This is a genomic window from Paenirhizobium selenitireducens ATCC BAA-1503, assembly GCF_000518785.1.
GTDB lineage: Bacteria > Pseudomonadota > Alphaproteobacteria > Rhizobiales > Rhizobiaceae > Allorhizobium > Allorhizobium selenitireducens.
The window spans coordinates 137,876-151,832 of record NZ_JAEG01000006.1 but is presented as its reverse complement, the minus strand read 5'-3'; the positions used below and the strand labels follow the sequence as shown (position 1 = coordinate 151,832).

The window sequence follows — 13,957 nt, the reverse complement described above, 5'->3', positions numbered from 1 at the left end:
CGGGGCCTTTTGATCCTCTTCGGCGTCCTTTTGCCGGCCCAGTCTTCTGTTCTGGCGGTGCAACCGACGCTGCCCGCCAGGCTGCGGGAGCCAGCCGCCTCAACCCGCGACCTTGATCATGAGAAAAATGGGATATTTTCCGCCTTTCTCGCAGCTTTTCCTTGCCATGCGGGGCTCCACCTCTGTAGCGAGGACCAGACCCATTCAATTGCCATTGCGTTAGGTTCAAATATCATGATGGAAATCTTTACCGCTGCGGGCTTCGCGGCGCTTCTTCAGGTTATCGCGGTCGATCTCGTTCTGGCGGGCGACAATGCGATCGTCATCGGCCTCGCGGCTGCCGGCCTGCCGGACCATTTGCGGCAGAAGGCCATCCTCGTCGGTATCGCCGCGGCGACCGTTCTGCGCGTCACCTTCGCCACGGCCACCGCCTATCTGCTCAGCGTCGTCGGCCTGCAGCTGATCGGCGGCCTGATGCTCGCCTGGGTGTGCTGGAAGATGTGGACCGAACTGCGTGCGGTGGCGCACGAGCCGCACAAGCAGGGCGAGACCGACGACACCGAATTCACGGTCAAGCAGAAGACCTTCATGATGGCCGCCACCGAAATCGTGGTCGCCGACGTTTCCATGTCGCTCGACAATGTGCTGGCCGTTGCCGGCGCGGCGAAGGAACACACCAGTGTCCTGATCATCGGCCTGATCCTGTCGATCGGTCTGATGGGCCTTGCCGCCAACCTGGTTGCGCGCCTGCTGCACAAGCATCGCTGGATCGCCTATGTCGGTCTGGGCGTCATTGCCTACGTCACCGTCACCATGGTCTATCATGGCCTGGTCGAGGTCTGGCCTTACGCGGCCGCGTTTCTCGCCTGAGCCGTAAACCTTCTTTCGCCGCCTGACAGGCGGCCCCTGCGCCGGGTCCCATGCTGGAGCCCGGCGTTTCTTTTTGGCGCGCACGGAGCCCCCGCGCCGTCTTTCCCCCCTGGCATACGTCAAACGACGTATACGGTTTTGCGCCGCAGCATCGGATAGTCCCTCGCAGCAACGGTTAAAGTTTTCTTTACCCACCGGTTGCGGGAACAAGAAGAGGGGTTCAACCAGATGAAACTGAAGGCAAAACTCACCGGCGCAGTGCTCGGCGCCATGCTGTCCTCGACGGCATTCAGCGGCGCGTTTGCCGCCGACGACACGATCAAGATCGGTGTCCTGCATTCGCTTTCCGGCACCATGGCGATCTCGGAGACGACGCTGAAGGACGCCATGCTGATGCTCGTCGAAGAGCAGAACAAGAAGGGCGGCGTGCTCGGCAAGAAGCTCGAGGCCGTCGTCGTCGACCCGGCCTCCGACTGGCCGCTGTTTGCTGAAAAGGCCCGCCAGCTGATTTCCCAGGACAAGGTCGCCGCCGTGTTCGGCTGCTGGACCTCGTCGTCGCGCAAGTCGGTCCTGCCGGTCTTCGAAGAACTGAATTCGATCCTGTTCTACCCGGTCCAGTACGAGGGGGAAGAATCCTCGCGCAACATCTTCTACACCGGTGCCGCGCCGAACCAGCAGGCGATCCCGGCCGTCGACTATCTGGCCGCTGAAGAAGGCGTCGAGCGCTGGGTGCTCGCCGGCACCGACTATGTCTATCCGCAGACGACGAACAAGATCCTCAAGGCCTATCTGATGTCCAAGGGCGTTGCCGAAGAGGACATCATGATCAACTATACGCCGTTCGGTCATTCCGACTGGCAGACCATCGTCTCCGACATCAAGAAGTTCGGCTCGGCCGGCAAGAAGACCGCCGTCGTCTCGACCATCAACGGCGACGCCAACGTTCCGTTCTACAAGGAACTGGGCAACCAGGGCATCAAGGCCGAGGACATTCCGGTCGTCGCCTTCTCCGTCGGTGAAGAAGAGCTCGCCGGTCTCGACACCGCACCGCTCGTCGGCCATCTCGCCGCCTGGAACTACTTCCAGTCCGTCGACGCCGACGTCAATGCCGAGTTCATCGAGCAGTGGCATGCCTTCACCAAGAACGACAAGCGCGTCACCAACGACCCGATGGAAGCCGCCTATATCGGCTTCAACGCCTGGGTCAAGGCCGTCGAAGCCGCCGGCACCACCGACACCGACGCCGTTCTGGACTCGATCATCGGCGTCGCCGTGCCGAACCTTTCGGGTGGCAATTCCACCGTCATGCCGAACCACCACATCACCAAGCCGGTGCTGATCGGCGAAATCCAGGCCGACGGCCAGTTTGAAATCGTCCAGGAAACGCCCGCCGTCGTCGGCGACGAATGGTCCGACTACCTGCCCGACTCGAAGGACCTGATCTCCGATTGGCGCAAGCCGATGGAATGCGGCAACTTCAACGTCGCCACCGGCAAGTGCGGCGGCAAGGGCAGCTGATCATCTCCTTCTCCCTTCGGGGAGAAGGTGGTCCGAAGGACCGGATGAGGGGGAACATTCCCCCTCACCAACAAAATCTGCGACTTAGCGAACGCTAGGATCGCGATTTTGTATCCTCTCCCACAAGGGGAGAGGCGGGTGCCGAGTTTGCCGCTTCCACCTCTCCCCTTGTGGGAGAGGAAGCGATTTCTAACATTTAGCGTAGCTAAGTGTTAGAAATCGCAGGTGAGGGGGTCGAACGGCAACGCGCACGAACGAGGGGCTGCGTGATGACGATGCGATACTGGCTACAGTTCATTTTTATCCTGCTGACGATGGGCTTCGCCGCGCCCTCCCTGGCGCAGAGCGATCCGAAGGACCTGATCGACGCGCTCGGCAAGGCCAATTTCAAGCAGGCCGAGGAACTGCTGACGCAGATCGCTGCGACCGGCGATGCCCGCGTCGTGCCGGCGCTCGAAGCCTTTGCCGAGGGCGATCTCTATGTCCGCAAGTCGGACGGTGCCGTGGTCATCACCAAGGCCGCCGGTGCCAAGCTTTCCGCCATCGATCCGCTGACCGGCGAGGTGATCGGCGAGGAAGCGAAGGGCGCCTTCACCAAGATCAAGGTCAACAACACTCTCCGCCGCGCCATCCGTTCCGCGCTTGGCGGGCTGACGCTGCTGAGCCCCGATCGTGAGGTCCGGCTGCAGGCGGCGCAGCAGGTTCTGCAATCGCCGAGCGCCGAAAACCTCGACCTCGTCGAGACCGCCCTTGCCAAGGAAACCGATCCGGAAGTCAAGGCCCGCATGGAAGAGGCGCGCGCCGTGTCGCTGTTGGCCTCCGACCGCTCCGTCGAGGAAAAGCGTGCCGCGATCGAACGGGTCGCCTCGCTCGGCGGACGCGAGGCGATCGGCATCCTGATGACTGTGTCCTCGTCGATCGACGAGAGCCTGAAACCCGATCTCGACAAGGCGATCGCCGGCATCGAGGGCGATCTGGCGCTGTGGGATGCGGCGCAGAACATCTGGTACGGCATCTCGCTCGGCTCCGTCCTGCTCCTCGCCGCCATCGGACTTGCCATCACCTTCGGCGTGATGGGCATCATCAACATGGCGCATGGCGAGATGGTGATGATCGGCGCCTATTCCACCTTCATGGTCCAGCAGGTGATCCGCACCTCCTATCCCGACCTGTTCGACTGGTCGCTGGCGATTGCCCTGCCGGTCGCCTTCCTCGTCACCGCCGTCATCGGCCTCGTGATCGAGCGCGGCGTCATCCGCTTCCTCTACGGCCGGCCGCTCGAAACCCTGCTCGCCACCTGGGGCATTTCGCTCATCCTGCAGCAGGCGATCCGCACCATATTCGGCCCGACCAACCAGGAGGTCGGCAATCCGTCCTGGATGTCCGGATCGTTTGCGCTGGGCGGGCTGACGATCACCTGGAACCGCATGTGGATCGTGCTCTTCTCGCTGACCATCTTCTTCGCCCTTCTGACGCTGATGAAGCGCTCGGCCTTCGGCCTGCAGATGCGCGCCGTCACGCAGAACCGCCGCATGGCGTCCTCCATGGGCATCCGCACCCCCTGGGTCGACGCCTTCACCTTCGCGCTCGGTTCCGGCATCGCCGGGATCGCCGGCGTGGCGCTTTCCCAGATCGACAACGTCTCGCCCAATCTCGGCCAGGCCTACATCATCGACTCATTCATGGTGGTCGTGTTCGGCGGTGTCGGCAATCTCTGGGGCACGTTTGTCGGCGCGCTGTCGCTCGGCATTCTCAACAAGTTCCTCGAACCCTCGGTCGGCGCGGTGCTGGGCAAGATCCTCGTGCTCGTGCTGATCATTCTCTTCATCCAGAAACGACCGCGCGGCCTCTTCGCGCTCAAGGGACGGGCGGTGGAAGCATGATCACGGGCTTCATCTTCAGGGCACTCGAAGGCAAGATCGTCGTCGCCGTCGCCATTCTTCTCGGCGTGGCGCTTCTTGTGCCGGCGCTCAACCTGCTGACCCCGCCGGACAGCGTCTTCCACATCCCGACCTATGCCGTGTCGCTGATGGGCAAATATCTCTGCTACGCACTGCTGGCGCTGGCGCTCGATCTGGTCTGGGGCTATTGCGGCATCCTGTCGCTCGGCCACGGCGCCTTCTTCGCGCTCGGCGGCTATGCCATGGGCATGTACCTGATGCGCCAGATCGGCTCGCGCGGCGTCTATGGCAATCCGGTCCTGCCGGACTTCATGGTCTTCCTCAACTGGAAGGAATTGCCGTGGTTCTGGCACGGCATGGACATGTTCTGGTTCGCCATGATCATGGTGCTGGTCGTGCCCGGTCTGCTCGCCTTCGTCTTCGGCTGGTTCGCCTTCCGCTCGCGCGTGAACGGCGTCTATCTGTCGATCATCACCCAGGCGATGACCTATGCGCTGCTCTTGGCCTTCTTCCGCAACGACATGGGCTTCGGCGGCAATAACGGGCTGACCGACTTCAAGGAAATCATCGGCTTCAACGTCCAGGCCGACGGAACACGCGCCGTGCTGTTCGCCCTGTCGTCGATCATGCTGTCGCTCTGCCTGGTGATTTCCTCCGCGATCGTGCGCTCCAAGTTCGGCAAGGTTCTGGTCGGGGTGCGCGATGCCGAGAGCCGGGTGCGCTTTCTCGGCTACCGGGTCGAGAACATCAAGCTCTTCACCTTCGTCGTCTCGGCGATGATGGCGGGCATTGCCGGGGCGCTGTTCGTGCCGCAGGTCGGCATCATCAATCCCGGCGAGTTCGCACCCGCCAACTCGATCGAGGTGGTGGTGTGGACCGCGGTCGGCGGGCGCGGCACGCTGATCGGTCCGATCATCGGCGCGCTGATGGTCAATGCGGGCAAGAGCTATTTCACCGGCGCCTTCCCGGAACTCTGGCTGTTCGCGCTGGGTGGCCTGTTCATCGGCGTCACCCTGTTCCTGCCGAAGGGCGTGGTGGGCACGATCCAGCAGCGCTATGCGGCACGCCGGGACCGCAAGGCGGCGGACGCTGCCGCCAACAATGACAAGGCATCCGATGCGGCGCTGCCGCTCGGTCAGGCTGCGGAGTGAATGTCATGAACGACAAGAAACCGACAAGCATCCTCTATCTCGACGGCGTGTCCGTCTCCTTCGACGGCTTCAAGGCGCTGAATTCGCTGTCCTTCGTCGTCGAGCCGGGCGAGCTGCGCGCCATCATCGGCCCGAACGGCGCCGGCAAGACGACGATGATGGACATCATCACCGGCAAGACAAGACCCGACAGCGGCGAGGTCTTCTTCAACGGCGAGGTGGACCTGACGAAGAAGGACGAGGCCGAAATCGCCCAGCTCGGCATCGGCCGCAAGTTCCAGAAGCCGACCGTGTTCGAGAGCCATACCGTGTGGGACAATCTCGAACTGGCGCTCAACCGCGACCGCGGCGTTTTCGGCACGCTGTTCTACCGGCTGACGGCGGAGGACAAGCTGCGCATCGAGGAGATCCTCGATACGGTGCGGCTGACCGCCCGCGCCAAGGACCTCGCCGCCAATCTCAGTCACGGCCAGAAGCAATGGCTCGAGATCGGCATGCTTCTGGCGCAGGAACCCAAGCTGCTGCTGGTCGACGAGCCGGTGGCCGGCATGACCGATGCGGAGACCGCCGAGACGGCGATCCTGCTCAAGCAGATCGCCAAGACCCGTTCGGTCGTCGTCGTCGAACACGATATGGGCTTCATCCGCGATCTCGGCGTCAAGGTGACCTGCCTTGCCGAAGGTTCGGTGCTGGCCGAAGGCTCGATCGATTTCGTCTCGGCCGATCCGAAGGTGATCGAGAATTATCTGGGGCGGTGAGGATGACCATGTCTTACGCTCAGGTCTGCATACCCCCCTCTGGCCTACCGGCCATCTCCCCCACAAGGGGGGAGATCGGATCTTGGCAACCCGCCTGCCCAACATCAAAGCGAAGGTTCGGGGTTTACGGGCGGTATCGTCCCGCAAGGATGGTTGGCAGGCAAGAGGCCGGCCCCGCGCCGATCTCCCCCCTTGTGGGGGAGATGCCCGGCAGGGCAGAGGGGGGTGCCGCACCCCGTAAACATTTCGGGGAACACACATCATGCTGACAGTCGACAACATCAACCTCCACTACGGCGCAGCTCAAGCCCTTCGCGGGGTCTCCATCAAGGCGGAGATGGGCAAGATCACCTGCGTGCTGGGGCGAAACGGCGTCGGCAAGTCGTCGCTGCTGCGTGCCGTCACCGGCCAGCACGGCGTCTCGGCGGGCACGATCGCGTTTGACGGCGTGACGCTTAACGGCATGGCGCCGTTCAACCGGGCGCGTACGGGTATCGGCTATGTGCCGCAGGGGCGGGAAATCTTCCCGCTGCTCACCGTCAAGGAAAACCTCGAGACCGGCTATGCGCCGCTGCCGCGCAAGGAGCGGTTCATCCCCGACGAGATCTTCAGCCTGTTTCCGGTGCTCAACACCATGCTGTCGCGGCGGGGCGGCGACCTGTCGGGCGGGCAGCAGCAGCAGCTCGCCATCGGCCGGGCCATGGTGACGCGGCCAAAAATCCTCGTGCTCGACGAGCCGACCGAGGGCATCCAGCCGTCGATCATCAAGGATATCGGCCGGGCGATCCAGTATCTGCGGGATTCCACCGGCATGGCGATCCTGCTGGTCGAGCAATATCTCGACTTCTGCCGCGAGCTTGCCGACCATGTCTACATCATGGATCGCGGGGAAATCGTTCACGAAGGCGCGGCCGAAACGCTGGACACGGCGGAAGCGCGCCGCCACCTGACCGTATGATCCTGCACAGCAGGGTTGATGAATTATTAGTGAAATATGGTTGATGCTTCGGGTCCGCGTGGTATGCACACGCATCTGCAAATAGAAGGCGTAGCCATGACAACCAGCACGGCCCTGCGCCGTCTGCGGGGCGGCAAATCCGTTGGCCTGCTCGCGACGGCGATATTTTCCCTTCTTGGTCTTGCGGGAGGCGCATCGGCTTCGGGCTGCGGCGCGGCGCTGCCGGCCGGCCGGAACGACCTGTCCATCCAGTCTGGCGGGGTCGAGCGGTCGGCGGTCTATTTCATTCCTTCGGCCTATGACGGCAAGCGCAAGCTGCCGCTGGTCTTCGATTTCCATGGCTCCAACAGTCATCCCGACGGGCAGATGAACCGCAGCCACTGGGACGAGGTCGCGGAACGCGAAGGCTTCATCGTCATGGCGCTTCAGGGCAGCCTCGACGGCAGCGTGCCGGGCACCCATGCGTGGAACGTGCCGGGCGTCAACCCGCTGCCGGGCGTCAGCCGCGGCAATGGCCTCGACGAGGGCGATTTCATCCGCGACGCAGTCGAGACGGCAAAGGAAACCTTCTGCGTCGATCCGGCCCGCATCTATGCGTCAGGCTATTCCGGCGGCGGGCGCATGCTGTCGCAATATGTCTGCGACGGTCACGGCGACTTCGCTGCCGCCGGCTTCGTCATGGGCCTGCGCGCCGGCTATCCGGAGCAGGAAGACGGCGTGTGGCGGCCGCGCAAGGCGAGCTGCCAGCCGGCCAAGCCGGTCTCGATCATCGCCTTTTCCGGCCTCAAGGACCACGTCAATCCGTTTGCCGGCGGCGGCAAGGCCTATTGGCAATATGGCGGCGAGGTCGCGGTGAAGCGCTGGGCCGAGCTAAACGGCTGCGACGGCCGGGCGCTGACCGACAAGGGCGACACGCTGACGGTCACCACCTATCCCGGCTGCCGCGCGGGTGCGAGCGTCATGTCCTACGTGATTGCCGACGCCACACATGACTGGCCGGGAAAGAACATCCGCTTCCGGCTCGCCTCGGCCGGGGACGAAGCCATCCGGGAGGTTGATGCGACCGGCAGAATGTGGGACTTCTTTCGCAGTGCGGGAGGGGAGCTGATGGCGTCGAGCGCCAAGGCGACCTGCACCGACACGACAACAACCGCCACAAATAACAAAGGCGGGCAGGGAACAGCGTGCAGACAGCCAGTGCAACCAGACCTCAGCGCGCCCGGGGCGTCGGAAGGCTTGTGACCAAGCCGTTCGGCGGGCGCACGCGCCTCGCCGAGCTTTATCAGGAGGGGGCGGCCAAGATCCGGCTACCCGAGACCTTCACCGGCGAGATGGAAGCGGTGATCATCAACACCGCCGGCGGGCTCACCGGCGGCGACCGTTTGGACTGGTCGTTTTCCGCCGGCCCCGACACGTTTCTGACCGCCACGACCCAGGCCTGCGAGAAGGTCTACAAGGCGTCCGCCGGGGCGGCCGAGGTCGTCACCCGCATCGAGGCCGCCCCAGGCGCAAAAGTCCACTGGCTGCCGCAGGAATCTATCCTCTTCGACAATGCCGCGCTGTCGCGCCGGCTCGTGGTCGATCTTGACGAGAGCGCCGAATTTGTCGCCGTCGAGGCGATCCTGCTCGGGCGCAAGGCCATGGGCGAGGCCATGGCGCAGGGCATGGTGCGCGACCGCTGGCGCATCCGCCGCGGCGGCCGGCTGATCCATGCCGAGGACCTGCGTTTGGAGGGAAACGTCGCCGATCTTACGGCCTCGGCGGCCGTGCTCGCCGGCAAGGTCGCCTTCGCCACCGTGCTCTACACCGGACCGCTGTGCGAGGCACTTCTGCCGAAGGTTCGCGCGGCGCTTGGCGATAACCCCGGAGGCGCCAGCCAGTGGAACGGGAAACTGGTGGCCCGGCTTGCGGCCGAAGATGGGTACACTTTGAGAAAAAGCCTGATCCCGGTGATTTCCGTCTTGCGCGGCGGGGCGTCAGTGCCGAAAGTCTGGAATCTATGACAGTGATCAAGAACGTGGAGCGGTCATGAACCTGAGCCCGAGGGAAAAAGACAAACTGCTGATCGCCATGGCGGCCATCGTGGCCCGGCGCCGGCTGGAGCGGGGCGTCAAGCTCAACTACCCGGAAGCCATCGCCCTGATCAGCGATTTCGTCGTCGAGGGCGCACGCGACGGACGTCCGGTCGCCGAACTGATGGAGGCCGGCGCCCATGTCATCACCCGCGACCAGGTCATGGAGGGCATTGCTGAGATGATCCACGACGTGCAGGTCGAGGCGACCTTTCCCGACGGCACCAAGCTGGTGACCGTCCACGAACCGATCCGCTGAGGCGTCCCATGCTGGAACTCCGGCCGAACTGCGAATGCTGCGACCGCGACCTGCCGCCGGAGAGCGGCGATGCGCTGATCTGCAGCTTCGAATGCACCTTCTGCAGCGACTGTGCGGCGACCGTGCTCGGCGGTTTCTGCCCGAACTGCGGCGGCGAACTGGTGCGCCGACCGATCCGGCCGGCCGCGAAACTCGTAAACAATCCAGCGTCGACTATACGCGTCTTCAAGGCCGAGGGCTGCAAGCCCGTCAAGGCCGCCTGAACAAGGGAGGGACTATCCATGATCCCCGGTGAAATCATTGCCGCAGACGGCGAGATCGAACTCAATGCCGGTCAGCCGACCGTGACGATCGAGGTGTCCAATACCGGCGACCGGCCGGTGCAGGTCGGTAGCCACTACCATTTTTTCGAGACCAATGCGGGGCTTTCCTTCGACCGCGACACGGCGCGTGGCATGCGGCTCGACATTCCGGCCGGAACCGCCGTGCGCTTCGAACCCGGCCAGACGCGGCAGGTCACCCTGATCCCGCTTGCCGGCAAGCGGGAGGTCTATGGTTTCAGGCAGAAGGTCATGGGAGCGCTGTGATGCGGCAGGTGAAGACGATGAAGAGACTGTTGGCGATCGGCGGCCTTGCTGCTCTCATGGCCGTGCCGGCCTCGGCCGAGGATGAGCCGATCATCAAGTGCGAGGATGCCGTCACCCAGTCGGACATGATCCTCTGCGCCGTGCAGGAGCACGAGGCGGCCGACAAGAAGCTCAACGAACAGTGGCCAAAGACCAAGAAGGCGGTCGCCGACTGGGATGCCGCGCTTGACGCCGATCAGCGCGGCGGCGTCGATGCCCTGATGAAGGCGCAGAGGGCGTGGATCCAGTATCGCGACGCCCATTGCGACGTGGAGGGCTTCTCCGTGCGTGGCGGCACCCTCGAGCCCGCCATCATCGAGCTTTGCCTGGCCGAAGTGACGCGCAAGCGCACCGTCGAGCTCGAAGAGCTCATCAAGGGCTTCGGCAACTGACGATCGGAGAGAGATGGGACAGCGCATCATGATCGTCGGAAACGGAGAAGTACCGGAAGGCGCTGCGGCACGCATCGATGCCGCCGACCGGGTCATCCGTTTCAACGAGTGCCGCAACTTCGGAGCTGCCGGCAGCCGCACCGACGTCGTGGCCGTGTGCAATACCGGCCGGCCGGCGCGGGCCATGCTGTCCGGCGCCTGGCTCGACAGCCCGCCGGTCAGCGCCTGCTCGGAGATATGGTCGGTGCGCGATCCGGAAAAGTTCGGCGAGATGCGCCAGTCGCTGCTTGTCAGCCATCCGGAGCTCGACGATTTCTGCGACGATTACACGGCCGGTTTCGCTGCGGCTGCCGAGGTCTGCGACAAGCGCCACCGGGTCTTGTCGCGCGATGTGCACGAGGCGGTCGACCAGGCGCTTCTGGCCTATGAGCCAGGGCCCTATGTGGTGCCGAGCAGCGGCATGATCCTCGTGGCGCAGGTTCTCGCCGATGTGCTGGCCGATCCGGGCCATGACCGGGACCAGATCTTTCTTGCCGGCTTCAGCCATCAGGGCTGGGACGGCCACCCATTTGCCGCCGAGCGCCAGCTGATCGAGGCCCATGTGGCTTCCGGCAAGCTGGTTCGGCTCAATCCAGACACTGCGTCCTCCCCCTCCCAAGGAGTCTGATCGTCATGCCCTACAAGATGTCCCGCAAGGCCTATGCCTCGATGTTCGGTCCGACCACCGGCGACAAGGTTCGGCTCGCCGATACCGAACTGTTCATCGAGGTCGAGAAGGATTTCACCACCTATGGCGACGAGGTGAAGTTCGGCGGCGGCAAGGTCATTCGCGACGGCATGGGCCAGAGCCAGGTGACGCGGGCCAATGGTGCGGTGGATACCGTCATCACCAATGCGCTGATCGTCGACCACTGGGGGATCGTCAAGGCCGATGTCGGTCTGAGGAACGGTCGCATCCATGGGATCGGCAAGGCGGGCAATCCCGATACCCAGCCGAATGTGACGATCATTGTCGGGCCATCGACCGAGGTGATTGCCGGCGAAGGCAAGATTCTGACGTCGGGCGGCATGGATGCCCATATCCACTTCATCTGCCCGCAGCAGATCGAGGAAGCGCTGATGTCCGGCATGACGACCATGCTGGGCGGCGGCTCCGGCCCGGCCCATGGCACGCTGGCCACCACCTGCACCGGCGCCTGGCATATCGAGCGCATGATCGAGAGTTTTGATGCCTTCCCGATGAACCTGGCGCTGGCCGGCAAGGGCAATGCCTCGTTGCCGGCGCCGCTGGAAGAAATGATTCTCGCCGGCGCCTCCAGCCTGAAACTGCACGAGGATTGGGGCACCACGCCGGCCGCCATCGATTGCTGCCTCTCGGTCGCCGACCAGTACGACGTGCAGGTGATGATCCATACCGATACGCTGAACGAGAGCGGCTTCGTCGAGGACTCGATCGGCGCGATCCGCGGCCGCACCATCCACGCCTTCCACACCGAAGGGGCCGGCGGCGGCCATGCGCCGGACATCATCAAGATCTGCGGCCAGACGAATGTCATCCCGTCGTCGACCAATCCGACCAGGCCCTACACGGTCAATACGGTTGCCGAGCATCTCGACATGCTGATGGTCTGCCATCACCTGTCCTCGTCGATCCCGGAAGACATCGCCTTTGCCGAAAGCCGCATCCGCAAGGAAACGATTGCGGCGGAAGACATTCTGCACGATATCGGCGCCTTCTCGATCATCTCGTCGGACAGCCAGGCCATGGGCCGCGTCGGCGAGGTCGCCATCCGCACCTGGCAGACCGCCGACAAGATGAAGCGGCAGCGGGGGCGGCTCGCTCAGGAAGTGGGCGACAACGACAATTTCCGCGTCAAGCGCTACATCGCCAAATACACGATCAACCCGGCCATCGCGCAGGGGCTGTCCCATGAGATCGGCTCGATCGAGATCGGCAAGCGGGCCGACCTGGTGCTCTGGGACCCGGCGTTTTTCGGCGTCAAGCCGAGCATGGTACTGCTCGGCGGCATGATCGCCGCGGCGCCGATGGGCGACCCAAACGCCTCGATCCCGACGCCGCAGCCGATGCACTACCGGCCGATGTTCGGCGCCTACGGCAAGGCGCGCACCAATTCCTCGGTGACCTTTGTCAGCCAGGCCTCGCTCGATGCCGGTCTTGCCGGTCGTCTGGGCGTTGCCAAGCAGTTGCTGGCCGTCAAGAACACCCGCGGCGGCATTTCCAAGGCGTCGATGATCCACAACGACCTGACGCCGGAGATCGAGGTCGATCCGGAAACCTACGAGGTGCGGGCCGACGGGGAATTGCTGACCTGCGAACCGGCGACCGTCCTGCCGATGGCGCAGCGCTACTTCCTGTTCTGAGCTTCTCCCGCTCCACCGCTTTCCGAGGTATGCCGATGGAGCTGTGCCAAGGCGTGCCCAGGGCCGGATAGCCATGCGTTTGGCGCATTGCTGCCATGCGCCGGCTCGTTGCGGCGGTTTCATGCTGCGCTGCAACCCATTTTGCGTTAGTTCTAAGCACCAGTGCCTTTATGTCCCGTTCCGGCGGGGCGGCCGTTTTTTTGATTTCTAAGGAGATTGCCATGTTGATCGGTAAGAAAGTTCCCGATGTCACCTTCCGTACCCGCGTTCGCGACGAATCGGTGGGTGGCCCCAATCCGTTTCGCTGGCAGGACATGACGTCGGCTGACTACTTCAAGGGCAAGCGGGTCATCCTCTTCTCGCTGCCGGGCGCCTTTACGCCGACCTGCTCGACCTACCAGCTGCCGGACTTCGAAAAGATGTATCCGGAGTTCAAGGCCGAAGGCATCGACGAGATCTATTGCATCTCGGTCAACGACGCCTTCGTCATGAACGCCTGGGGCAAGTCGCAGAACCTCGACCACGTCAAGCTGATCCCGGACGGTTCGGGCGAGTTCACGCGCAAGATGGGCATGCTGGTCCACAAGGACAATCTCGGCTTCGGCATGCGCTCCTGGCGTTATGCCGCCATCATCAATGATGGCCTGATCGAACAGTGGTTCGAGGAAGAAGGCTATTCGGACAATTGCGACAGCGATCCCTATGGCGTCTCCTCGCCGCAGAACATCATGGAAAAGCTGAAGGCGAAGATTGCCGCCTGAGGCAATTCGCCACAGAATTCGTATCGGACAGGCCCGGGCGTACCCGGGCCTTTTTTCGTTAACGCGGCAGGGTTGTCGTTGCAGCAGGACGCACCTCGCCGTTAACACTCTTTCCGCCGCGACTGTCGTTCATGAGACAACTTAAATGCAGTATGCAAATCATAGTACTAGCTGGCTCATCGACCAAAATAGGGCGGATTTCGGCTGTTTGAGCGGCTCCGCAAGTACGTTTGTGCCCGGGAGAATATTGTAATGCCTGCAATCAAAGGTTATAAATAATCGCCTTTCGGTATTTCAATTGTATTTTGG

Annotated in this window: 15 protein-coding genes; all 15 read left to right on the top strand. The window is 63.3% G+C overall.

Annotation, left to right across the window (positions count from 1 at the left end; all coding sequences use genetic code 11):
- Positions 1 to 237 precede the first annotated feature (237 nt).
- The 15 genes from L867_RS0108115 to L867_RS0108045 all read left to right on the top strand — a co-directional run bounded on the left by L867_RS0108115 (position 238) and on the right by L867_RS0108045 (position 13,648).
- A complete protein-coding gene (locus tag L867_RS0108115; RefSeq protein WP_028736408.1) occupies positions 238 to 870 on the top strand; it encodes a TerC family protein in 633 nt (210 codons plus the stop codon).
- 228 nt (positions 871 to 1,098) lie between these two features.
- Entirely contained in the window at positions 1,099 to 2,388 is a 1,290-nt protein-coding gene (urtA, locus tag L867_RS0108110) for an urea ABC transporter substrate-binding protein (RefSeq protein ID WP_028736407.1), read from the top strand.
- Positions 2,389 to 2,657: 269 nt separating this feature from the next.
- Complete coding sequence (gene urtB / locus L867_RS0108105; RefSeq protein ID WP_028736406.1) at positions 2,658 to 4,271, top strand: urea ABC transporter permease subunit UrtB; 1,614 nt, start codon at positions 2,658 to 2,660, stop codon at positions 4,269 to 4,271.
- Positions 4,268 to 5,440, top strand: coding sequence for an urea ABC transporter permease subunit UrtC (urtC, locus tag L867_RS0108100; RefSeq protein ID WP_028736405.1), 1,173 nt, complete (start codon positions 4,268 to 4,270; stop codon positions 5,438 to 5,440). The genes urtB and urtC overlap by 4 nt, the downstream gene beginning before the upstream one ends.
- A 5-nt stretch (positions 5,441 to 5,445) precedes the next feature.
- Positions 5,446 to 6,198 (top strand): urea ABC transporter ATP-binding protein UrtD, encoded by a 753-nt coding sequence (gene urtD, locus L867_RS0108095; RefSeq protein ID WP_028736404.1) that lies wholly within the window; start codon positions 5,446 to 5,448, stop codon positions 6,196 to 6,198.
- Positions 6,199 to 6,460: 262 nt separating this feature from the next.
- A complete protein-coding gene (gene urtE, locus L867_RS0108090) occupies positions 6,461 to 7,156 on the top strand; it encodes an urea ABC transporter ATP-binding subunit UrtE (protein ID WP_028736403.1) in 696 nt (231 codons plus the stop codon).
- A 96-nt stretch (positions 7,157 to 7,252) separates the two neighbouring features.
- Positions 7,253 to 8,398 carry an alpha/beta hydrolase family esterase gene (locus tag L867_RS0108085; RefSeq protein ID WP_028736402.1) on the top strand — a complete coding sequence of 382 codons (1,146 nt, stop codon included), beginning with the start codon at positions 7,253 to 7,255 and terminating at the stop codon, positions 8,396 to 8,398.
- Positions 8,341 to 9,159, top strand: a complete 819-nt coding sequence (locus L867_RS0108080) for an urease accessory protein UreD (protein WP_028736401.1) — start codon at positions 8,341 to 8,343, stop codon at positions 9,157 to 9,159. The genes L867_RS0108085 and L867_RS0108080 overlap by 58 nt, the downstream gene beginning before the upstream one ends.
- Positions 9,160 to 9,184: 25 nt before the next feature.
- Positions 9,185 to 9,487, top strand: a complete 303-nt coding sequence (locus L867_RS0108075) for an urease subunit gamma (RefSeq protein WP_028736400.1) — start codon at positions 9,185 to 9,187, stop codon at positions 9,485 to 9,487.
- 8 nt (positions 9,488 to 9,495) lie between these two features.
- Positions 9,496 to 9,750, top strand: a complete 255-nt coding sequence (locus L867_RS0108070; RefSeq protein ID WP_028736399.1) for a DUF1272 domain-containing protein — start codon at positions 9,496 to 9,498, stop codon at positions 9,748 to 9,750.
- A gap of 18 nt (positions 9,751 to 9,768) precedes the next feature.
- Positions 9,769 to 10,074 (top strand): urease subunit beta, encoded by a 306-nt coding sequence (locus L867_RS0108065; protein ID WP_028736398.1) that lies wholly within the window; start codon positions 9,769 to 9,771, stop codon positions 10,072 to 10,074.
- A gap of 17 nt (positions 10,075 to 10,091) precedes the next feature.
- Positions 10,092 to 10,505: a lysozyme inhibitor LprI family protein gene (locus L867_RS0108060; RefSeq protein WP_028736397.1), complete on the top strand. Its 414-nt coding sequence runs from the start codon at positions 10,092 to 10,094 to the stop codon at positions 10,503 to 10,505.
- 28 nt (positions 10,506 to 10,533) lie between these two features.
- Entirely contained in the window at positions 10,534 to 11,172 is a 639-nt protein-coding gene (locus L867_RS0108055; RefSeq protein WP_028736396.1) for a hypothetical protein, read from the top strand.
- A 5-nt stretch (positions 11,173 to 11,177) separates the two neighbouring features.
- Positions 11,178 to 12,887, top strand: a complete 1,710-nt coding sequence (gene ureC / locus L867_RS0108050) for an urease subunit alpha (protein ID WP_028736395.1) — start codon at positions 11,178 to 11,180, stop codon at positions 12,885 to 12,887.
- Between the two features lie 224 nt (positions 12,888 to 13,111).
- Positions 13,112 to 13,648 (top strand): peroxiredoxin, encoded by a 537-nt coding sequence (locus L867_RS0108045; RefSeq protein WP_028736394.1) that lies wholly within the window; start codon positions 13,112 to 13,114, stop codon positions 13,646 to 13,648.
- The last annotated feature ends 309 nt before the right edge of the window (positions 13,649 to 13,957 follow it).